Annotated in this window: 21 protein-coding genes; 10 read left to right on the top strand and 11 right to left on the bottom strand. The window is 70.1% G+C overall.

The window, feature by feature from the left end:
- Positions 1–8: 8 nt before the first annotated feature.
- The 8 genes from ACFWBB_RS02925 to ACFWBB_RS02890 all read right to left on the bottom strand — a co-directional run bounded on the left by ACFWBB_RS02925 (position 9) and on the right by ACFWBB_RS02890 (position 6,130).
- Positions 9–704 carry a DUF2637 domain-containing protein gene (locus tag ACFWBB_RS02925; RefSeq protein WP_385266104.1) on the bottom strand — a complete coding sequence of 232 codons (696 nt, stop codon included), beginning with the start codon at positions 702–704 and terminating at the stop codon, positions 9–11.
- 24 nt (positions 705–728) lie between these two features.
- Positions 729–947: a hypothetical protein gene (locus tag ACFWBB_RS02920; RefSeq protein ID WP_385266101.1), complete on the bottom strand. Its 219-nt coding sequence runs from the start codon at positions 945–947 to the stop codon at positions 729–731.
- A gap of 88 nt (positions 948–1,035) precedes the next feature.
- Positions 1,036–2,403 carry an FtsK/SpoIIIE domain-containing protein gene (locus ACFWBB_RS02915; RefSeq protein WP_385266099.1) on the bottom strand — a complete coding sequence of 456 codons (1,368 nt, stop codon included), beginning with the start codon at positions 2,401–2,403 and terminating at the stop codon, positions 1,036–1,038.
- Between the two features lie 5 nt (positions 2,404–2,408).
- Positions 2,409–2,756: a hypothetical protein gene (locus tag ACFWBB_RS02910; RefSeq protein WP_385266097.1), complete on the bottom strand. Its 348-nt coding sequence runs from the start codon at positions 2,754–2,756 to the stop codon at positions 2,409–2,411.
- Between the two features lie 180 nt (positions 2,757–2,936).
- Positions 2,937–3,758: a protein phosphatase 2C domain-containing protein gene (locus ACFWBB_RS02905; RefSeq protein ID WP_385266095.1), complete on the bottom strand. Its 822-nt coding sequence runs from the start codon at positions 3,756–3,758 to the stop codon at positions 2,937–2,939.
- Positions 3,755–4,606: a sigma-70 family RNA polymerase sigma factor gene (locus ACFWBB_RS02900; protein ID WP_385266092.1), complete on the bottom strand. Its 852-nt coding sequence runs from the start codon at positions 4,604–4,606 to the stop codon at positions 3,755–3,757. Before ACFWBB_RS02900 ends, ACFWBB_RS02905 begins: the two co-directional genes overlap by 4 nt.
- A gap of 175 nt (positions 4,607–4,781) precedes the next feature.
- Positions 4,782–5,183, bottom strand: coding sequence for an ATP-binding protein (locus ACFWBB_RS02895; protein ID WP_385266090.1), 402 nt, complete (start codon positions 5,181–5,183; stop codon positions 4,782–4,784).
- Positions 5,184–5,278: 95 nt separating this feature from the next.
- Positions 5,279–6,130 (bottom strand): helix-turn-helix domain-containing protein, encoded by an 852-nt coding sequence (locus ACFWBB_RS02890; protein ID WP_385266088.1) that lies wholly within the window; start codon positions 6,128–6,130, stop codon positions 5,279–5,281.
- A gap of 552 nt (positions 6,131–6,682) precedes the next feature.
- Here ACFWBB_RS02890 and ACFWBB_RS02885 point away from each other — a divergent pair.
- Entirely contained in the window at positions 6,683–7,069 is a 387-nt protein-coding gene (locus ACFWBB_RS02885) for a hypothetical protein (RefSeq protein WP_385266085.1), read from the top strand.
- Positions 7,070–7,918: 849 nt separating this feature from the next.
- On the opposite strand, the gene ACFWBB_RS02880 is transcribed toward ACFWBB_RS02885, so the two are convergent.
- A complete protein-coding gene (locus ACFWBB_RS02880) occupies positions 7,919–8,449 on the bottom strand; it encodes a MarR family winged helix-turn-helix transcriptional regulator (RefSeq protein ID WP_385266082.1) in 531 nt (176 codons plus the stop codon).
- A 188-nt stretch (positions 8,450–8,637) separates the two neighbouring features.
- On the opposite strand from ACFWBB_RS02880, the gene ACFWBB_RS02875 reads away from it, so the two are divergent.
- From ACFWBB_RS02875 to ACFWBB_RS02835, 9 genes are all read left to right on the top strand, one after another.
- On the top strand, positions 8,638–9,063 hold the full coding sequence (locus ACFWBB_RS02875) for an HGxxPAAW family protein (RefSeq protein ID WP_385266080.1): 426 nt from the start codon (positions 8,638–8,640) through the stop codon (positions 9,061–9,063).
- The gene (locus ACFWBB_RS02870) at positions 8,984–9,871 is read left to right on the top strand and encodes a DUF2797 domain-containing protein (protein ID WP_385266077.1); all 888 of its coding nucleotides are present in this window, start codon (positions 8,984–8,986) and stop codon (positions 9,869–9,871) included. Before ACFWBB_RS02875 ends, ACFWBB_RS02870 begins: the two co-directional genes overlap by 80 nt.
- Positions 9,872–9,996: 125 nt before the next feature.
- A complete protein-coding gene (locus ACFWBB_RS02865; RefSeq protein WP_385266074.1) occupies positions 9,997–10,371 on the top strand; it encodes an antibiotic biosynthesis monooxygenase family protein in 375 nt (124 codons plus the stop codon).
- 156 nt (positions 10,372–10,527) lie between these two features.
- Positions 10,528–11,268, top strand: coding sequence for a response regulator transcription factor (locus ACFWBB_RS02860; RefSeq protein WP_062645116.1), 741 nt, complete (start codon positions 10,528–10,530; stop codon positions 11,266–11,268).
- Positions 11,265–12,890 carry a sensor histidine kinase gene (locus ACFWBB_RS02855; protein ID WP_385266071.1) on the top strand — a complete coding sequence of 542 codons (1,626 nt, stop codon included), beginning with the start codon at positions 11,265–11,267 and terminating at the stop codon, positions 12,888–12,890. The genes ACFWBB_RS02860 and ACFWBB_RS02855 overlap by 4 nt, the downstream gene beginning before the upstream one ends.
- 14 nt (positions 12,891–12,904) lie before the next feature.
- On the top strand, positions 12,905–14,497 hold the full coding sequence (locus ACFWBB_RS02850; RefSeq protein WP_385266068.1) for a glycosyltransferase: 1,593 nt from the start codon (positions 12,905–12,907) through the stop codon (positions 14,495–14,497).
- The gene (locus tag ACFWBB_RS02845) at positions 14,494–16,749 is read left to right on the top strand and encodes a glycosyltransferase family 39 protein (protein ID WP_385266065.1); all 2,256 of its coding nucleotides are present in this window, start codon (positions 14,494–14,496) and stop codon (positions 16,747–16,749) included. The genes ACFWBB_RS02850 and ACFWBB_RS02845 overlap by 4 nt, the downstream gene beginning before the upstream one ends.
- A gap of 244 nt (positions 16,750–16,993) precedes the next feature.
- Complete coding sequence (locus ACFWBB_RS02840; RefSeq protein WP_385266062.1) at positions 16,994–18,502, top strand: MFS transporter; 1,509 nt, start codon at positions 16,994–16,996, stop codon at positions 18,500–18,502.
- A 155-nt stretch (positions 18,503–18,657) separates the two neighbouring features.
- The gene (locus tag ACFWBB_RS02835; protein WP_385266059.1) at positions 18,658–19,425 is read left to right on the top strand and encodes a TetR/AcrR family transcriptional regulator; all 768 of its coding nucleotides are present in this window, start codon (positions 18,658–18,660) and stop codon (positions 19,423–19,425) included.
- Between the two features lie 91 nt (positions 19,426–19,516).
- Here ACFWBB_RS02835 and ACFWBB_RS02830 read toward each other — a convergent pair whose 3' ends face one another.
- Entirely contained in the window at positions 19,517–19,993 is a 477-nt protein-coding gene (locus ACFWBB_RS02830) for a PPOX class F420-dependent oxidoreductase (RefSeq protein ID WP_385266056.1), read from the bottom strand.
- Positions 19,994–20,037: 44 nt separating this feature from the next.
- Complete coding sequence (locus tag ACFWBB_RS02825) at positions 20,038–20,859, bottom strand: YceI family protein (RefSeq protein ID WP_385266053.1); 822 nt, start codon at positions 20,857–20,859, stop codon at positions 20,038–20,040.
- Positions 20,860–20,913: the final 54 nt, after the last annotated feature.

The raw sequence follows: 20,913 nt of genomic DNA, 5'->3' as shown, positions 1-20,913 counted from the left end.
GTCCCTTCTCAGAGGTGGGCGGCGACGGATTGGGTCATGGACGGGGGAAGGCCGAGCCGGGCACGTAGGGCGTCGGGGTCGGCAGGGCGGCCGGTAGTGGCGTGGTGTTCCTCGGCCAGGACCCGGACGCGGTCGACGAGGGCGGGCGGCAGGGAGACGGCCGGAGGGGAGGGAGTCGGGGCGGGGGCAGGAGCGGCTGTGATCGGCTCGGCAGCGGGTTCCGGGGTCGGTTCCGGCTCGTTGGACGGTGCCGGGAGCGCGTCACGGTGGGGTTCCTCTGCGGCGGTCGGTGGCGGGGGCGTCTCCGTTTCCGTGGGTGCTACCGGGGTGCGGGGGGTGTGGGCGAGGAGGGTTCCGCCGAAGAAGGCGACGGCGGGCCAGCCGGCCACCACGACGCGGAGCGACGCGGGCACGTGGTCCAGGTCGAGGAGCCCGGCAGTGGCGACGTTCGCGCCGAGGGACGCAGCGAGGGCGACCAGGAACCACAGCCGCGGTCCCCCGGCCGGATGCCCGGCGCGCTGCTGTTCCCGCATCCGACGCCAGGCGGCGACCAACAGCAGGTCGACGCTGACCGGGTAGGCCCACGCCTTCCACCCGCCCTGTCCGGCCGCGTCTGCGAGGTCGTGCAGGTGGGAGAAGGACAGGGCACCGGCGATGACGGCTTGGACGATCACCGCGTCTACGCGGGAGAGCTGGGCACGCATCGGCTCGCGTTCCCTTCCGTGCGGTCAGTTGGCGGATTCGAGGGAATCGGCACGCTCACGGGCCAGGCGGGCCACCTCGGCGGCTTCGGTGTCGCCAGGCGTGCGAGCCGCGATGCGCTCCAAGACGTCCGCCTTGCGGATCATGAGCGCCGCGTACTCGGCGGAAGTGCGGTTCGGGCTCTGACTGAGTGCGGCCAGGTCGGCGATGAGTGCGCTGACCTCGGCGATGGAGGGGCGTGACATGGGCTTCCTTCCGGTTCGAGGCATGGGAGGGGTAGGGACGTGGCGCGAGGCGGTCACGCCGACCGTGGGGAGGGGTGCGGTTACTCGGTCACCGGGCGGGCGGTGGGCACGGCCGGAGCGGCGGCGGGAGAGACCGTCCCGGGGACTCGACGGCGACGGCGGCGGGCCGGAAGGCGTCGAGGCGGGGCAGTTCCGGTACCAGGGCGGCGGTGTCGCGGCAGACGGCCGCCGCTTCGTCGAGGGTGAGGTGCGGCGAGCGGGCGCGGGACCAGCCGCCGGAGGAGTCGCCGACGATCGCGACGCCGGGCCGTTCGGCCGGGATGGAGGTGGCCGCGAGGGCCGCTTCCGGGGCGATGTCGGCGAGCGCCATGTTCGCCGAGGACTCGTCATTGACCCGGTGGCAGATGCGGCCGGTGAGCTGGGCGCGGAGCATGGTCGCGCCCTTGCCGAGTTCAGAGCCGAAGCGCTGCCCGCACACCTCGAGATAGATGCCGGCCGCCCGGCCGAGCTGGGCGATACGGATCAGCTTGGTGACCATGGCATCGCGTCGCTTCTCGTCGTCCCGGCTCGCGGCGAGGAACAGTTCCGCGACCTCGTCGACGACGACCACGACCGGCACCGGCCGCACCGCGTCCGGCAGCCCCCACACGTCCGAAGTGAGCACGGCGTCCGGGCCCGCAGCGGACGAGAGCCCGATGAGGCGGAACCGTGCCTCCATCTCTTCCAGCAGGACGTCAAGGAGTTCGTTCGCCCGGTCCGGGGTGTCGGCGAGCGCGGACAACCGGGGTGCGAACGGCGCGAGTTCGACACCCCATTTGCAGTCGACCCCGACGAGCACGACCCGTTGCCGGGCCAGGCCGCACACCAGGTTCCGCAGGTAGACAGACTTGCCGGACTGCGTCGCTCCGAGGATGAGTTCATGCGGCACGGCACGGAAGTCCCGTACGTGCCACCGTCCGTCATCCCGAAGCGCCAGCGGAAGGGTGAGCGGCCCGCGCTGCTTCCAGCGCCGTGCGGGCTGCACGTCGGAGAGCACGTCCCAGCCGATCAGCCGCAGTTCGAGCCAGCCCGGCTTGGTCGGACGGATGTGCACGGCGTGCGCGGCCCAGGCGTGGCGCAGCCGGTCGGCCGAGGCCATGAAGTCCTCGGGAGCCTGCCCGGTCGCCATGCGCAGCCGCATCACGAGCCCGGACCCGGTCGGCCACGGCAGCGACCGCCGCGGCGGGACGGGGGCGGCTTCCCGCCCGATCATCCGGGCCGTGGCCCGACGTACGGCCGAGGCCGGGACCGTCAGACCGCAGGCGTCCATCGTGGCCCGGTAGGTGGTGAGCACACGCAGCGCCACGAACGGATAGCCGACCAGCCACCAGAACGCGACCGGTGCGCGCCGGCGCAGGAGCAGCAGGGCGGCGAGTGCCAGCAGGCACAGCGTCAGCGTCCAGACTGTGTCGGTCATGGCGTTCAGCCCTGCACCGGAGCCGGAGCGTTGACCATGACGGCGTCCGCCCGGTAGGCGATGCCGTGACGCATCCGCCCGCCGAACTCGCTCTCCCACGGCCGGGCGATGAGGCCCGGCAGGATGACCGGAGCTCCCATCACCAGGCCCTCACCGATGCCCTTCTCGGGAACGGTGACCTTGATCATGTCCGAACCGCCCGCCGCGATGAACACCAGCTCCAGCACCATGAGCCGGTCGTTGGTCACCGGGTCGATGGCGATCTCACCGGTTTGACGGTCCCTGACCTTGACCTCGGGCAGCTTCGTGACCAGCAGCGTCGCAGCCGAGGAGTCAACGGGGATAACGCGCATTTCGTGAACCTCGTTTGGTCGGCGACGCCTTGTCAGCGCCGCACCGAACTGGATACCCCCCTAGACAGCACAGGGAGCGACCCGCCCTAACTGTCTAGGGGGATTGACGAAGACGATAGCCCGACGGGCCGTCAACTGTCTAGGGGGGTATACGTGCGAGTCTCGATGCGCTCGCTCGCGCTACGGCAGCACCAGGTGCAGGGCGGTCGCGTCATCCCCCGACTTGCCCCGCGGCCAACGCCGTCCCTCAGGGTCGCCGGCCTCGACCTCTCGAACGCGACGAAGAAGCTCACGGGGGCCGGACGAGGTGAGTACGGCCAACGTCTCTTGCCAGGTGGCGACTTGGAAGCGGTCGACGAGACGCGTTGCGCCGTCGCTCATCAGCGTCACGGACGTCAGCGACTGCAGCGGCGCCGCCCCAGTGAGCGCATGTTCGGCCGCGCGTGGTTCAGGCCCAGCGATCCAGAAACCGCCCGGCTCGTTGCGGAATTCCGTCAAGACGTTCCGGTACTCGGCCAGGGCGGCGGCGTGTTCCGGCGAGCCGGTAGGCAGCGCGTCGACCGGCCCCCGCAACCTCCTGCCGACTTCGTCTAGGCGGCGGTCGGTGACCACGGTCGTAACGCCGTCCCGGTCGGCGAGGAGAAGGGACGAGTCCCCGAGTACGAGGTACTCCAGAGCTCCCGCGTCCATCCGGACGGCGACGACCGTACTCGTCGGGCTGGCGCGAAAGGTCAGGTCACAGGTGTCCTCGTGCAGGGACCGGACGGCGCGGATCGCGTCGGCGAGGCAATCGGCGAGAGGCCGGGCGGGGTGCGCCGTGATGGTGCTCAGCAGCAGCCCGCCCAACGTCGCGGAGAACCAGGCGACGCCATGCGTACACCCGGTCTCCGCGCCGGCCACTCCGGCACCATCGAGGAGCACTGCCGCCCCAGGAGTGGCAGCGGCGAAGTCCTCGTTGTCCCGGCCCGCCTCGCCGGGCAGCGAGTCGAGGGCGACCCTCACGCCGAAGGATCCTCTTCGTGCCGGTAGAGGGGAGTGAGCAGTTCGACCGACTGCGGCTCGCTGGTCTCGGGGTCGTAATCGACGCCCACCAGCGCGGAGAAACGATGATCGCCCACCTGCCCCCACAGCGCGTTCAGGTCGGACGCGAGCAGCTGCACGACGCCCAGGGAGCCCTGCGTGTGGATACCGGCGATGGCGAGGAGCGAGCCCTGGCCGTCGGGGCGCGGCAGCCTGCCGACGTATCCCACGTCGTACGGGCGGGCAGGGTCGCTGTCCTGCCCTGACTGGTAGACGGTGCCAGTTCGCCGGTCCACGACCGTCCAGGGCCCCGCTTCCGCGCGTTCCCAGCGCAGTACGGGATCCTGCGCGTAGGTGTCCCACATCTGCTGAGACATACGCGGGCCGCAGACGACCACCAGGCCGTCACGGTTGAGGTCGATGTCACCGCTCACCGGCACGTGCTCCGAGGTGACGTCGAGACCGTAGGACCGGGCAAGGTCTTCAAGGCTCTTCCCGGAACTGACGTCGTCCACGGCGACGACCGTACGGCCGCGCTCGTCGTCCCGCCGCAGCGGAGTAGCGACGATGACCGCACCTCGCCCGAGGAAGGACCCTTCCGGCGCCGGCCCGGTGTGGCGGATCTGATGGATCCGCCCGCGGCTCAGTCCGGCTTTCGTCGCGATCTGTGCGTAAGAGAGCCCTTGGGCATGGAGGTCTTGGACCACGCGCCGACGGAGCCTGGCCAGCTCCGTGACCTCCTGCTGTGCGTCGGCCAACCGGGTCGTGACCTCCCGCAGGAGCAGGTACGGATCATCGATCGCCGTGATCCGCTTCAACTCGTCCGACATGATCACACCTCCTAGAAGTACCCAGGAGTCTAGGGCCCTAGACGGTACGGGCGGGAGACGCCGCCCGGAACGAACGCCGATCACGTAGAACCTGGCCCTGCGCCGAGGTACACCGCGGGGGCTCACCCTCCACTGTCCACGAGGCGACTGCGGACCACCACTGAGCGGGACGCCATCACACACCCACCCGCGCCAGGTCGGCCCAGACACAGCGCCCGCCGGCGGGCCGGTCCTGCACGCCCCAGTCCTTGGCGCAGGCTGCGATCAGCATCAACCCGCGGCCGCCCTCCTCGACCGAACTGCGCACGCTGCGAACCTGGGGCTCATCGTCGCCGCCCTGGTCGATCACCTGAATGCGCACCAGGTCATCACCGAAGCCGACGACCACGAGGAACCATCCGCGATACCAGCCGCTCCGCGAGTGCCGTACGGCATTGGCAGCGAGCTCGCCGACGACCAGCACGGCATCGTCGACGAGGTCCGAACCCTCATCCTCAAGCAGGGCGCGAACGAAGTGACGGGCCTCCGCCACCTGCCACGCCAAGCCGGGAAACATGCGGCACCAACTCTTGAGCATGGGAAACACCTACTCCTTGTCTAGGGGGCTAGACGACAGGAGCAGAGTATTCCCAGGCGCGACAGTTGAGCCAGGCATCTTGAGGAATTATTCCTCTATCGGGTGGTCGGTGGCTCCAACTCTTGGAACTCCCGCATCACGCGAAGCAGCAGCTCCCGAACCTCAACCCCGAAGATCGCAGCCTCCTCGAAGCGGCCGAAGGTCTCCGCATACGCTGCGACCGCGGTGGCATCCTCCAAGACCCGCTCACCACGGAAGGTCTCGACCACGACCGCCGCCCCGTCGCACAAGGTGAACCCGTGACGAGGCATGACCGGCACCCGCCGCCGCCACGGAATGACCCCGATGCGTACGGTGCTGAGACTGTCGACGGCCAACAGCCGGTCGAACTGGGCAAGCATCAGCGCGGGGTTACCCGGCCACGTCCTCAACACGGCTTCTGTCAGCACGAACACCGATTCCCGCCCCGGCTCGTACAAGACGCTTTGCCGCTCCACACGAGCAGCGACAGCCCGACCGACAGCCTCAGGGGTCGAGTTGGGCGTGCTCTCGAAGACGTGACGGGCATACTCCGCGCTCTGGAGCATGGCCGGCAGGGCGACGCACTGAAACGAGCGCACCAACCGTGCGGACCGAACCGCTTCGTTGAGAGTTGCCCCCGCCGGTCCCGCGTCACCGGATACTTCGACGGTGTCCGGAGCAGCTTCCACGGCGACCAGGAGGTCACGTACCTCGCGGGTGGTCGGCTCGTCGAGGCCGAGAGCGCGGGACAAGCGGCCCAGGACGTCAGCACTGGGGACCATGCGCCCGTTCTCCACCTTGGACACGGTCGGTTGTCCTACGTCGGCCCTCTGAGCCAACACGGCACCCGTCAGTCCGGCTTCCGCACGAAGTACCCGAAGGCGTGCCCCGAGCGCCTTCATGCGCTGCTGCCGCTCACTCCCCATACCCAGGGTTGTACACCACGACGCAGCCAGCACCGGGGCCCGGAGGTCTAGATGATCAAGAGGGGCACATCATGATTCAAACTTTCTCTACTGGTTCAAGGCGGCTCGCTCCGCTCCCCGCACGCGGCCCGGCCCCCGGCCGGGCCTGCGCTCCTGTCTCCGCCCCGCTCCAGCCCGGCCGGTGTCCGTGCCGCGCGCACAGCAACGAGCCGAACCACGAGGGGACTGCCGCATGGGATGGCCACGGTCAAAACAATGCCTCCGGCGGGGGATCGGCCGGCACCGGGATGAAGGGGGCTCCGTTCCCGGCTACCGGTCCGTAGTGGCGTGCGCGGGGTGCTCCCATCCCGCCCACCGTCGACCCAGGCAGAGCCGAGCAGACGCGGCCCATGGCGTCCAGGTCGTTCGTACAGTGGCGCGCTCCACCTGGACGCCATGAACCACGCCCGCTCCACGGTGCGTGGGTCGACGGCGGACGGGATGGGAGCTGGGGAGAGTGGTGGGTTGATCAGGCAGGTCCCCGCCACGTAGCTCTTGCGCCAGCATGAGCTCATGGACGATGGCGATGAACTCGAAGTGATCCAGCACGAGTTGTCTCGTATCAAGAAGCAGCGCCGGGAGCTCAGGGCGGCGGAATACGAGCTCACGAAGCGGGCCCGGGTATTGGCTGTTCGGGCCCTGATCGCCGGGTTGCCTGTGGAGGAGATCGCGTCTGCCAGCGGGTACAGCAGCAGCGTTGTAGGGAAGTGGAAGAAGTCGCTGACGGCGGTCCAGCGGCACAAGGCGCTTGAGGAGACGCGCTTTCTTCAGAGAGTTGCGCGCCGTGGGCAGACGTCCGCTCGCCAGCGATCACGCATGCGACGAGTTCGGGCGGTAACCCAAGAACCGGGATGGAAGGCTCAAGTAGCGCCGTGGGTGAGCAAGAAGCGCCGACGTTGATGTGATGCGCATCACTCTTGTTCTCGTGGTATGCGCGCGCGCCCGTGCGGGCGCGCGCACTCAGAAGCGTTTGGATTTCGGAGCGTCAATCTCCGCTTTTGGAGGACCAGTTCAGGCGCTTCCTGCTGCCTAGACTCGGACATGTCGAAGGCTCCCAACTCGACCAAAGCCTCCTACAGCAAGTGGTCGAGGGGAGCCCTCGTCAACGAGTCCATCCAGCGATGAAGGGAACCCGTATGTCTGGTAAGGGTAAGCGAACTAACGTCAGTAGGCTCGCCGGCCTCGTGCCGGTTCGCTACCGCAGCATCACCGGTGAGCAGATCCAAGTGTTCGTTGCCCGCCATGCCGTGATCGGATTTCTCACGGGGGTGGGGAGCGCGGTTGGCGCACTCTTCGTGCGGACGCTGATCGGGTAGTCGCTCCGTTGCTGCCGGCGAGCGGCTGGTGCGTACAGCAGCGAAGCACAGCAACCACAGCAACCGCCTACACCCGGCATGGCCCATCAGCACCCGTCAGGCAGCCTGTATGACCGTCGATGCCCGATCTCTGTAGAGCTACGGATCAGAAGGTTGCAGGTTCGAATCCTGCCGAGTGCACACACGTCAAAGGCCCCGCCGGTTCATCCGGCGGGGCCTTTGACATCTGCGGCTGACATCTGCGGCTGACATCAACGCGGTCAGAAACTCGGATCACCCCTTGGTGTCCGGCTCCTGCTCGCCGTCTGACTCCTCTTCCACCGAAAGCTGACACCGTTCAGCCGGGCTGCTTTCAGTCGTGAGTTCCAGGCGTCCGCCCACTCCTGGCCCTTTCGCGCGGGGGCCAGGCGTACAGCGGTGTCGTCGGGTGCAGTCAGGTCTTCGGAGGTGTGGGGTCGGTGTCGTGGAGGCGGAGTTCCTCTCGGTAGGTGTGGGCCAGGGTCGTGGCGCGGGTGAACCAGTCCGTCAGGACGGCGATCTCCGGGGGGGAGTAGTCCGCGAAGAGGGCGTTGAGGCGGGCGTAGTACGGCTCGTAGAGGGTGTGGGCGCGGGCGACCGCGGAGGGGATCGCGGCGACGCGGACCCGGCGGCGGTCCTCGAGGTCGGGCCGGCGGGTCACGTAGCCGGCGCGTTCCAGGCGGTTGAGGATGCCGGTCACGGCGCCTGTCGTGACGTGGACGCGGGCCGCGAGGTCGCCGGCGGTGAGCAGGTTCTCGCCGGCCTGGATGACGTAGGCGAAACAGGTCAGGTCGGTGACGTTCAGACCCAGGCGCTGGGCCATCTCCTGTTGGCCGACCATGCTGGCCGCGATGAGGTCGTCCATCGCCGCGAGCGCTTGAGCGGGGGTGGCGGCGGGGCGGCCGCTGTGCGGATCGCTGCGCGGCAGTGACGGCTCGGCTGGCATCTCGGGCTCTTGTTCCTTGCTCAGAGGTCTGCGGGTCTGCGGGTCTGCGGGTCCGCGGATGGGCGGGTTCTCGGATCTGCGGGATTGAGGCAGGCGGCTTGTTTCTGCTGGGTCCTTGTTATCCGACTTCTGTTTCTCTTACCTTGTAAGAGGTTAAGTAAGGCAACTTCTTAGAGGGAGAGGGAAGCGTGGCCGGTCATCTGTACGACGAGGGACATACGGTCGCCGGCTGGACGGGCGTCGGCATCGCGACCGTCGGGACCGCCGTGGTGGGGGTCGGGGTGTGTGCCGTTTCCGGGGTGTTCCTGGTCGGGGGGCTCGTCATCGTGGGGGTGGGTGCGCTGGTCACCTGGGGGCTGCATCTCGCCGGGTGGGGCAAGCCGCCGGGGGTGCGGCCCCGGGCGGAGTGGGGGATGCGGGTCCGGGACCCGTGGGCGAGGGGCGGGCATCCGGGATGTGTCGGGTGCCGGCTCGCGGGGCGTGCGCCCGAGGTCGTGCCCGTGCTGTCAGTGGCCGGGCCTACCGTTGTGGGTGATGGCACAGGCATGGAAGTGCGCGGGGCTGAGGTGGTCGGCGGAGGGGCCCGAGCTGATGTGGGACGGGGGGCGTCGTAGCCCGCTGTCCTGGGGGCAGCGGGTCTCCTTCGGGGTGGTGGAGGGGGGTGTGCGGGAGTGTGCCGGGGCTCGGGGGCATGCGTGTCCCCGGCGGGTGGTCGTGCCGGGCAGGAGCGCGGGCGGGCGGTGCGAGGAGTGCGGGCGGCTGGACCGGGCGCACTCCGTCGCCGCGGACCGGGTCGCCGACGATCCACGGCCGTACCGGGTGTACCTCGCGTGGTTCGGGCCCGGTCTGGTCAAGGTCGGGATCACGGCGGTCGAGCGGGGCTCGGTGAGACTGCTCGAACAGGGCGCCGTCTGCTTCAGCTGGCTCGGCAGCGGGCCGCTGATGGCCGCGCGGCGCACCGAGGAGCTGCTGCGGGCCGCTCTGCGCGTGCCGGACCGGATTCCGTACGCCGAGAAGCGGGCGGTGCGGGCCGCGCTGCCGGGAGTGGAGGAGGAACGGGCCGGTGAGATAAGTGAGGTGTACGGGCGGGCCGTGGAACTGGGCGGCTGGCCAGAGTCGTTGGAGCGTGCGCCGTTCCGATCCGTGGATCACGTGCGGGCGTTCGGGCTCGCCGGGGCGCCGGCCGCCGTCGGGGAGGTGCGGGAGCTCATCCCCGGGGGCGCGGTGAGCGGGGAGCTCGTGGCGGCCGCCGGGCCCGATCTGCATCTGGCCACCGGGGACGGGGTGATCGTGCTCGACACGCGGTTGATGAAGGGGTGGCAGCTGGTTCCGGTGGAGGGCGGTGAGCCAGATTCCCGACCCCCTTTTCCCGTACGGGACTTCGAAGTTGCGCAGGAGCACCGTCAGGACGAGTTGTTCTGAGGGAGCCGCGTGACGGGCGGCGCGAGGACTGAGGAGCCGGGCCGGGTAAAGAGTCGGATCCCTGCGGGATCCCTTTTGGCAAGGAGGCTGGACCGGAGCCGGCTCCCCGGCGGATGGTGGGTGCCATGAGCGAACAGCGCATGACACCTGTTGCCGCACATCAACCCCCTTACTACGCCGTGGTCTTCACGTCTTTGCGCACCGAGGAGGACGCCGGGTACGGCGAGACCGCCGAGCGGCTGGGCGAACTGGTGGCGGACATCCCGGGGTTCCTGGGGGAGGACTCGGCCCGCACCCCCGGCGGGTTGGCGATCACCGTCGCGTACTTCCACGATCTCGACGGGATCGAGCGGTGGCGGGCGCACGCCGAGCACCGGGCGGCCAAGGAGTACGGGCGGGCGCACTGGTACGAGCGTTACAGCCTGCACATCGCCAAGGTGGAACACAGCCACGGGTTCGAGCGGACGCCCCGTGCGCCTCGCACGGAGAGCGCGTCCTGAGGGCCCCACAGCATGTCGTACCGGGCAAAAAGTCCTCCGAAGTAGACACGGAGCAAAGGGTTCCAAGGTGTTGCCTGAGAGGTGCCTGTGCGTTTCTCAGGGAAATCACAGATTAGTGAAAGAGTGCTCTCAGGGGACCCGGCCAAGGTGTTCACCATGACCACGACCTCGCCCCAGGGGCGCACCGAACTGCTGAGGCCGGACGGGAGCCCCGTCCGAGTGCTTGTGGTGGACGACGAGCTGTCGATCACCGAACTGCTGTCCATGGCCCTGCGCTACGAGGGATGGCAGATCCGGAGCGCGGGGGACGGCACGGGTGCCATCCAGACCGCGCGGGAGTTCCGCCCCGATGCCGTCGTCCTGGACATGATGCTTCCCGACATGGACGGTTTGACCGTCCTGGGGCGGCTGCGGCGTGAGCTGCCGGACGTTCCGGTGCTGTTCCTGACGGCCAAGGACGCGGTCGAGGACCGTATCGCCGGCCTCACCGCGGGCGGCGACGACTATGTCACGAAGCCGTTCAGCCTCGAAGAGGTCGTGGCGCGGCTGCGTGGGCTCATCCGGCGCTCCGGTGCCGCCGACCGGCGCTCCGACTCCGTGCTCGTCGTCGGGGATCTCACCCTCGACGAGGACAGCCACGAGGTGTCGCGGGCCGGGGACAACATCCATCTGACCGCCACCGAGTTCGAGCTGCTGCGCTTCCTGATGCGCAACCCGCGGCGCGTGCTCAGCAAGGCGCAGATACTCGACCGCGTCTGGTCGTACGACTTCGGCGGCCAGGCCAATGTCGTCGAGCTGTACATCTCCTACCTGCGACGGAAGATCGACGCGGGACGCGAACCGATGATCCACACCCGGCGCGGCGCCGGATACCTGATCAAGCCCGCTGTGTCATGAGCGGGCGACGACGGCCGCGTGCGCAGAAGAGACGAGCGGGACAGCCGCGCACCCTGCGGACGCGGCTCGTCGTCGTGTCCGTGACCCTGATCGCCGTGGTCTGCGCGGTGATCGGCACCGTGACCACCCTGGTGCTGCGGGACCACCTGTACGGCCAGCTCAACGGGCGACTGGGTGAGGTCGCGGCGCGTGCGGCGCCGCGCGACGGCTTCGGAGGACCGCCCAACCAGCAGAAGGGCAGCACCGGCACGCCCGGCCAGCAGCAGGGCAAGGCGCAGGCGACCGGCCTCGCGCAGCTGGTCCAGGGCCCCCAGTCGGACAGCACCATCGCGGCCAAGGTCGTGAACGGCACCATCACCGAGGCCGAGCGTGGCGTGAAGTCGCAGGACGACTTCTCGATGAGCAACAAGGGGCTCTCCGAGGCCCAGATCAAGGTGCTCAACTCCGTCTCCCAGGACGGAAAGATGCACACCGTGGAGATCCCCGGTCTGGGCGACTACCGCGTCAAGTACGCCAGCAACGACACCGCCGGCTACTACGTGGCCATCCCCACGGCGGAGGTCGACAACACCATCAACACCCTGATCCTCGTCGAGATCAGCCTCACCGTCGCCGGCCTCATCGCCGCCACCCTCGCGGGCACCGTCATGGTCAATGTCGCCACCCGCCCCCTCCGCAGGGTCGCCGCCACCGCCACCCGGGTCTCCGAACTCCCCCTGCACACCGGCGAGGTCAACCTCAGCGAGCGCGTCGCGGAGGCCGAGACCGATCCGCACACCGAGGTCGGGCAGGTCGGGGCCGCGCTCAACCGGATGCTGAACCATGTCCACGGCGCCCTGCACGCCCGCCAGGAGAGCGAGATGCGGGTCCGCCAGTTCGTCGCGGACGCCAGTCACGAGCTCCGTACGCCCCTTGCCTCCATCAGGGGCTATGCCGAGCTGACCCGGCGCGGACGGGAGGAGGTCGGGCCCGACACCCGGCACGCCCTCGGGCGTATCGAGTCCGAGGCGGGCCGGATGACCTTCCTCGTCGAGGACCTGCTCCTGCTCGCCCGGCTCGACGCGGGCCGCCCGTTGCAGTTCGAGCAGACCGACCTGGTCCCCCTGGTCATCGACACCATCAGCGACGCCCGCGCCGCCGGGCGTGACCACGTCTGGCGCCTCGAACTCCCCGACGAGCCCGCGCTCGTCTCCGCCGACGCGGCACGGCTTCAGCAGGTCCTCGTCAACCTCCTCGCCAACGCCCGCACACACACCGCGCCCGGTACCACGGTCACCGCGCGCGTGCAGCGACGCGGGCCGTGGCTGTGCGTGGACGTCCAGGACAACGGGCAGGGCATCCCGGCCGATCTGCTGCCGCATGTGTTCGAACGCTTCGCGCGCGGCGACTCGGCACGCTCCCGTACCACCGGTTCGACCGGACTCGGCCTCGCCATCGTGCAGGCCGTGGCCACCGCGCACGGCGGCGCCGTGACGGTGGACAGCGTGCCCGGCCGGACCGTCTTCACGGTGCACCTTCCGGCCCTCGCCCCCGCCGTGCCCCAGCCCGCCCCCGAAACGAACTGGCAACTCGACTCACAGGTCGAGCACAGTGCCACCACATGGGTGCAACAGGGCGCTTGACGAAAGTCGATGCCATGCGAACCGATTCTTCTCCCGGCACCCTGCCGGCGCGGGAGCACCTCCCGGCCGCCACAGCCGGTACGCCTGTCCTGGACGTAGTGATCCCCGTCTACAACGAGGAGAAGGACCTCCAGCCGTGCGTGCAGAGACTGCACGACCATCTGACGCGTACGTTCCCGTACTCCTTCCGCATCACGATCGCGGACAACGCGTCGACGGACACCACTCCCCTGGTGGCGCAGCGGCTGGCGGCGCGGATCCCGGAGGTGGAGAACTTCCGCCTCGAGCAGAAGGGCCGCGGCCGTGCGCTGCGGACCGTCTGGTCGGCCTCGGACGCCCCGATCCTCGCGTACATGGACGTGGACCTGTCCACCGACCTCAACGCGCTGCTGCCGCTGGTGGCACCGCTGATCTCCGGCCACTCGGACCTGGCGATCGGCTCCCGGCTGGCCCGTAGCTCCCGTGTGGTGCGCGGACCGAAGCGGGAGTTCATCAGCCGCGCCTACAACCTCATCCTGCGTGGATCGCTCCAGGCCCGCTTCTCGGACGCGCAGTGCGGGTTCAAGGCGATCCGGCGTGATGTCGCACAGATCCTGCTCCCCCTGGTGGAAGACACCGGCTGGTTCTTCGACACTGAGATGCTGGTGCTCGCCGAACGTGCCGGCCTCCGTATCCACGAGGTTCCGGTCGACTGGGTCGACGACCCGGACTCCACGGTGCACATCGTGAAGACGGCGACCGACGACCTGAAGGGGGTATGGCGCGTGGGCCGGGCGCTGGCCACCGGTTCGCTCTCCCTGGACCGGCTGACCAGGCCGTTCGGCGACGACCCCCGCGACCGCGACATCATGGACGTACCCAAGGGCCTGGCCCGCCAGCTCGTCGGCTTCTGTGTGGTGGGTGGCCTCTCCACCCTCTTCTACCTGCTGCTCTACAGCGTGTTCCGTCAGTTCGGCGGATCCCAGCTCGCCAACGCGCTCGCACTGCTGGTCTCGGCCGTCGCCAACACCGCCGCCAACCGCCGGCTCACCTTCGGGGTGCGCGGCAGCGGCGGGGCCGTCAAGCACCAGGCCCAGGGCCTGGTCGTCTTCGGCATCGGCCTGGCGCTGACCAGCGGCTCGCTCTTCGCCCTGAACACGGCGACGTCCAGCCCCGCGCACTCCACCGAGCTGGCGGTGCTCATCGCCGCCAACCTCGCGGCGACCGTGCTGCGCTTCCTGCTCTTCCGCGTGTGGGTGTTCTCCGACCGGCGTGAGGGCGGGGAGCCGACGGCCGGCGCGCCGGACTACGCCGACGCCCCCCAGGTCCTCCAGGCTCACCGCGCCCCCCACGCCCCGCGCACCCCCCAGAGCCCGCACATCCCCCACGCCTCCTCGCCGACGTACCCGGCCGGTGCTCCGCAGGCCGGCGGCTCGTCCGCGCCGCAGCCGCAGCCGCAGCCGCAGCCGCAGCCCTTGCCGCAGCGGCACATCGTGCACCCGCACGACCCCGACACGACCACTCAGTTCCGCGCCGGCGAAGCCGCGGACGGCACCTGGAGGGACGCCACCATGCAGTTGCAGCCGGTGCGCCGCCCCCACGACACCGACCCGGGGGACGCCCGATGACCACCGAACTCGATCAGACGACGACCTGGGATCCGCCGCCGACCGCGGCGCCGGGCGGCACGAACCCCGACCCCCGCGAGACGGCCGTCCCGGCCCCCGGTTCGGGTGAGCCGAAGCAGCCGCTGCCCCGCAGACTGTGGCGCGGCCGCCCCGAGGATCCGCGCTGGGCGCGCCCGGCCTTCCTCGGCCTGCTCGCCGCCACGCTCCTCCTCTACCTGTACAACCTGAGTGCCTCCGGCTACGCCAACTCCTTCTACTCCGCGGCCGTCCAGGCCGGCAGCCAGAGCTGGAAGGCCTTGTTCTTCGGCTCGCTGGACGCCGGCAACGCCATCACCGTCGACAAGCCCCCGGCCTCGCTGTGGCCGATGGCTCTGTCGGTCAGGATCTTCGGCCTGAACACGTGGGCGATCCTCGTCCCCGAGGTGCTGATGGGCGTCGGCTCGGTCGCCGTCGTGTACGCCTCCGTGCGCCGCCGGTTCAGTGCCGGGGCCGGTCTGATCGCGGGCGCCGCGCTGGCGCTGACGCCGGTCGCCGCGCTGATGTTCCGGTTCAACAACCCGGACGCGATGCTGGCCCTGCTGATGGCCGTGGCCTGCTACATGGTGGCCCGCGCGCTGGAGGACGGCCGGACCAAGTGGCTGGTGTGGGCCGGGGTCGCGATCGGCTTCGCGTTCCTCGCCAAGACCCTGCAGGCCTTCCTGATCCTGCCGCCGCTGGCGATCGTCTACGCGGTGTGCGCCCCGGTGGGCCTGAAGAAGCGGTTCGGCCAGCTGGCCGTCGCCACCGGCGCGCTGATCGTGTCCGGCGGCTGGTGGGTGGCGATCGTCGAGCTGTGGCCGGCCTCCTCCCGCCCGTACATCGGTGGCTCGCAGAACAACTCCTTCCTGGAGCTGACCTTCGGCTACAACGGTCTCGGCCGCCTGAACGGCGAGGAGACCGGCAGTGTCGGCGGAGGCGGTGGCGGTGGCAACACCGGCCAGTGGGGCGAGACCGGCTGGGACCGGATGTTCAACTCCGAGATCGGCGGTCAGATCTCCTGGCTGCTGCCGGCCGCGCTGATCCTGCTGGTCGGCGGCCTGGTCGCCACCCGGAAACTCAAGAGGACGTCGACGACCCGCGGTCTGTTCCTGGTGTGGGGCGGCTCGCTGCTGATCACCACGGTCGTCTTCAGCTACATGGCGGGCATCTTCCACCAGTACTACACGGTGGCCCTCGCCCCCTACCTGGCGGCCGTGATCGGCATGGGCGCCGGGATCCTGTGGGAGAAGCGGTCCGAGATCTGGGCCTCGATCACCCTCGCGGCCTCGGTCGTGGCGGCGGCGGCCTGGAGCTACGTCCTGCTCAACCGCACCTCCGACTATCTGCCCTGGCTGAAGTGGCTGATCCTGATCGGCGGTCTGGCGGCAGCGCTCGGACTGACCTTCGCGGGCCGGATCAACCGTCAGCTCGCCCTCGCGGCGGCCTCCGTGGGCCTGGTGGCCGCGCTGGCCGGACCGACGGCGTACACCATCAGCACGGTGCAGGAGGGCCACACCGGTTCCATCGTGACCGCCGGTCCGGCCGGCGCGAGCATGATGGGCGGCGGCATGGGGGGCGGCGGTGGCCGAGGCGGCTTCGGCGGCGGGCCCGGCGGCCAGACCCAGAACGGCAACGGAAACGGCAACACGCAGAACCAGGGTCAGGGTCAGGGCCAGAACCAGCAGGGCGGCGGCACGGGAGGCTTCCCCGGCGGGGGCATGCCCGGCCAGAACCAGCAGAACGGCAACGGCAACACGCAGAACGGCAACGGCGGCACGCAGGGCCAGGGGCAGAACCAGCAGGGTGGTCCCGGCGGCCAGACCGGTGACGGCGGCGGCATGGGCGGCGGTGGCGGCGTCGGCGGTCTGCTCAACGGCGCCTCCGTGACCGACGCGGCCAAGAAGCTGCTGGAGGCCGACTCCGGCAAGTACACCTGGGCGGCGGCCGCGATCGGCGCGCAGAACGCCGCGAGCTACCAGCTCGCCACGGGTGACGCGGTGATGGCGATCGGCGGCTTCAACGGCACCGACCCGTCCCCGACGCTGGCGCAGTTCAAGCAGTACGTGACCGACGGCAAGATCCACTACTTCATCAGCAGTGGCTCCGGCGGTGGCATGGGCGGCAGCAGCAGTGGCACGTCTACGCAGATCAGCTCCTGGGTCGAGGCCAACTTCAAGAAGGTGACGGTCGGTTCGGCCACCTTCTACGACCTGACGCAGAAGGCGAGCAGCTGAGTAGCGCACGGGTGGTACCGCACGTGAGGTACCGCGCATGAGGAAGGGCGGTGACCGCGGTCACCGCCCTTCCTCATGTCCTGGTACGCGTCGTCCCGGTACATGTCGCGGAACGGGTCCTGGAACGCGCGTGCCGGAATGAGGACCGGAATGAGGGCCGGGACGAGGGCCTTGACGCGTACCGGGACGAGGGCCGGAACTATTGCGTTGTACAGCGTATGGGAACAGTTCTACGGTGTAGAACATGACCACGTCCCCGTCCCTCCCGGGCAGCTCCCCGGCCCCCTCCCCGGCACACACCCAGGCCCACTCCCGACGCTGGCTGATCCTCGGCGTCATCTGCCTCGCGCAGCTCACCGTGCTGATCGACAACACCGTCCTGAACGTCGCGATCCCCTCGCTCACCCGCGAGCTGGACGCGGCCACCGCCGACATCCAGTGGATGATCAACGCGTACTCGCTGGTGCAGTCCGGACTGCTGCTCACCGCCGGCAGCGCCGCCGACCGATACGGCCGTAAGAAAATGCTGGTCGCGGGCCTGGCGCTGTTCGGCACCGGCTCCCTGGCGGCCGGTTTCTCCCAGACCACCGCCCAACTGATCGCGGCGCGGGCCGGCATGGGGGTGGGCGGGGCGCTGCTGTTCACCACCACCCTCGCCGTGGTGATGCAGGTCTTCGAGCCCGAGGAGCAGCCGAGGGCGATAGGCATCTGGGCCGCGGTGAACTCGCTCGGCTTCGCGGCCGGCCCGCTCATCGGCGGCCTCGTGCTCAACCACTTCTGGTGGGGCGCGATCTTCCTGATCAATCTGCCGGTGGCGGCGCTGGGCCTGGTGGCCGTGATCACCCTGGTCCCCGAGACGAAGAACCCGCAGGGCGACCGTCCCGACCTGCTCGGCGCGTTCCTCTCGACCGTCGGCATGACCTCGCTGGTCCTCGCGATCATCTCCGGCCCCTCGCACGGCTGGACGTCGTCACGGGTGCTGGTCGGCGCGGTGCTGGCGGTCTTGTTCCTCGCCCTGTTCGCCTACTGGGAGAGCAGGATCCCGTACCCCATGCTCGACCTGGCGTTCTTCCGCGACCGACGGTTCACGGGGGCGGTCGCCGGTGCGGTGCTGGTCACCTTCGGGATGGGCGGCGCGCTGTTCCTGCTCACCCAGCACCTCCAGTTCGTCCTCGGCTACGGCCCCCTGGAGGCGGGCCTGCGGACCGCGCCGCTGGCGCTGACGGTGGTGGCCCTCAACTTCACCGGACTGTCGGCGAAGGTGCTGGCCAGGCTCGGTGGGCCGGTGTCGGTGCTGGTGGGGATGGTGCTGGTGGCGACGGGCCTGGCGTCCATCGCCACGCTCGCCTCCGGCGGTTACGCCGGGACGCTGCTCGGGTTGCTGCTCATCGGGGCGGGGACGGCGGTCGCAGGTCCGGCGATGGCGCACGCGATCATGAGCTCGATCCCGCCGGCGAAGGCGGGGGTGGGCGCGGGGATCAACGGGACGCTGGGGGAGTTCGGCAACGGGCTCGGGGTGGCCGTCCTGGGCGCCGTGCTGAACGCGCGGTTCGCGGCGGTGTCCCTGCCGGCGGCGCTGGCGGCGGCGAACTCCGCGTCGGAGAAGGCACGGCTGATCGACTCGTTCTCCTCCGGGTTGGAGACCAGTCTGTTGCTGGGGGCGTCGGCCGTGCTGCTGGGCGGGATGGTCGCCGCGACCCTGCTGGGCCGAGCGAACCGCAAGGAGAGGCAACCGGCCCTGGCCACCCCCTGACACGCACGCCCGGACCGTCGGCCGAGTCCGAACGTCGGCTGAGTCCGAGGTGCCCGCTCGCCGGGCGGAGCCGCATGTCAGGGCGGTCCCCCGCTCCGGTTCGGCAGACCGCGGCCTAGCATCTTTCCCAGATACCGGAAGGAAGGTGCCCTGCCATGGCCGAGACCGCCAGGGGCGCCGCACACCACAGTGTGTGGCTGGAAGGCAAGGCACGTCGGCGTGGCCGTGGTGGGGGGCAGCCTTCCGGGCTCGACCGGGAGCGGATCACCGAGGTCACCGTGCGGCTTCTGGACGCGGAGGGGCTCGCCAAGTTCTCCATGCGGCGGCTGGCGGCCGAGCTGAACGTGACGGCGATGTCCGTGTACTGGTACGTCGACACCAAGGACGACCTGCTCGAGCTCGCCCTGGACACGGCCTTCGGCGAGTTGGCGGGGCTGCTGCCCGATCCGGAGGACGAGGACGCCGACTGGCGCGAGCAGCTGCGCGCGCTGGCCACGGCGTACCGCGGGCTGCTGGTCCGTCACCCCTGGCTGTCACCGCTCGCCGGCCAGTACCTCAACATCGGCCCGAACTCGGTGGTCTTCTCCCGCTCGATCCAGCGGGTCGTCCGCCGCACCGGCCTGCCCGCGCACGGCATCACGGGCGCGATCTCGGCCGTCTTCCAGTTCGTGTACGGCTACGGCACGATCGAGGGGCACTTCTTCGCGCGGGTCGCCGACACCGGCCTGACCCCGGACGAGTACTTCCGGCAGGCCATGACCGCGACCGCCGAGGCCCCGCAGACCGCCGAGATCATCGAGGAGTCGAAGAACCTCATGGCGGCCCGCGGCGGCGACACGGTCGCGGAGATGTTGGGCCGGGACTTCGCCTTCGCCCTGGACCTGCTGATCGCGGGCATCGAGGCGATGGCGGAACGCGGCTGAGCCTCCGGACTGCTGGTCCCTGGTCTCAGGACTGCCGGTCCGGGGTCTCAGGACTCCTGGTCCGCGGCCTCAGGACTCCTGGTCCGCGGTCTCAGGACTCCTGGTCGGTGACCAGTCGGGCCGGGAAGCCTCCGGTCGCCACCGGTCCCCAGCGCTCCGGCGTGACCCGGATGATCGACTTGCCCTGCTTGAGCATGGCCCGCCGGTACTCGTCCCAGTCGGGGTGTTCGCCGGCGATGTTGCGGTAGTACTCCACGAGCGCCTCGACGGAGTCCGGCGAGTCGATCACCTCGGCCGTGCCGTCGATCTGGACCCACGGCCCGTTCCAGTCGTCGCTCAGCACGAGGACGCCGACCCGCTCGTCCCGCTTGGCGTTGCGCGTCTTGGCCCGCTCGGGGTAGGTGGAGACGACGATCCGCCCGGAGTCGTCGACCCCGCAGGTCAGCGGCGAGGCCTGGGAGCTGCCGTCGGCGCGCCGGGTCAGCAGGATCGCGCGGTGCCGGGGCCGTACGAAGTCCAGCAACTCGTCCAGGGAGACCTTGGTGTTCGTCGCGATGTTCGGTGCCATGGAGTCAGCCTAGGCGCACCGGCGCCCGTTCCGGCTGACCGTGCCTACGCCTGTGGCAGCGAGCCCCCCTGCACCGCCTGGACGTCCAGCTCCACCTTCAAGGTCGTGCCGATGGCCGCGATGCCCGCCTGGACGACCTGGTTGTAGTTCATCGCGAAGTCCTCGCGGTGCAGCTCGGCCGTGGCCCGGAAGGCGGCCCGGGTGCCGCCCCAGGGGTCGGAGCCGGTGCCCAGGTAGGCGAGGTCCAGGTCGACGGGACGGGCGACACCGTGCAGGGACAGGTCGCCGTGGACGGTCCAGCGGTCCGGTCCCGCCGGGGACAGGCCGGTGGAGCGGTAGGTGATCTCCGGGTACGTCCCGACGTCCAGGAAGTCCGCCGACCGCAGGTGGGTGTCGCGCATGGCGTTGCCGGTGTCGATGGAGGCCGCCCGGATCACCGCCTCCACCCGGGACTCGGCGACGTCGTCCGGCGCGACCTCGATCGATGCCGAGAACTCCGTGAACCGCCCGCGCACGCTGGAGATGCCCAGATGCTGGGCGACCGCGCCGACGGCGGAGTGCGCCGGGTCGACGGTCCAGGGCCCGGGCGGGGGCAGTTCCGTGCCGCCCTGCCGGGCCAGGGTCACGGCCCCCACCTCGGCACGCCTGCTCGCCGTCACGATTGCGCTGGCGGCCGCGGGCGCGTATCCGACGGCCGTGACGATGACCGTGTACGCCCCCGGGGCGAGCTCGGTCGCGTCCCGTACGGCTCCTTCCCCGTCCGCCTCGGCGCGCAGCACCTGGCGGCCCGCCGTGTCGGTCACCGTGACGACCGCGTGCGACACGGCCCACCCGTCCCGCGTACGGATCTTCGCGGTCAGTCCCATCTCATGTACTCCTCGAACTGGAACCGGCCCGGTGCGGGGCGAACCCCCGCACCG

It is taken from the genome of Streptomyces sp. NPDC060000, from assembly GCF_042737375.1.
Lineage (GTDB): Bacteria > Actinomycetota > Actinomycetes > Streptomycetales > Streptomycetaceae > Streptomyces.
This window is presented reverse-complemented; position numbering and strand designations above follow the sequence as displayed.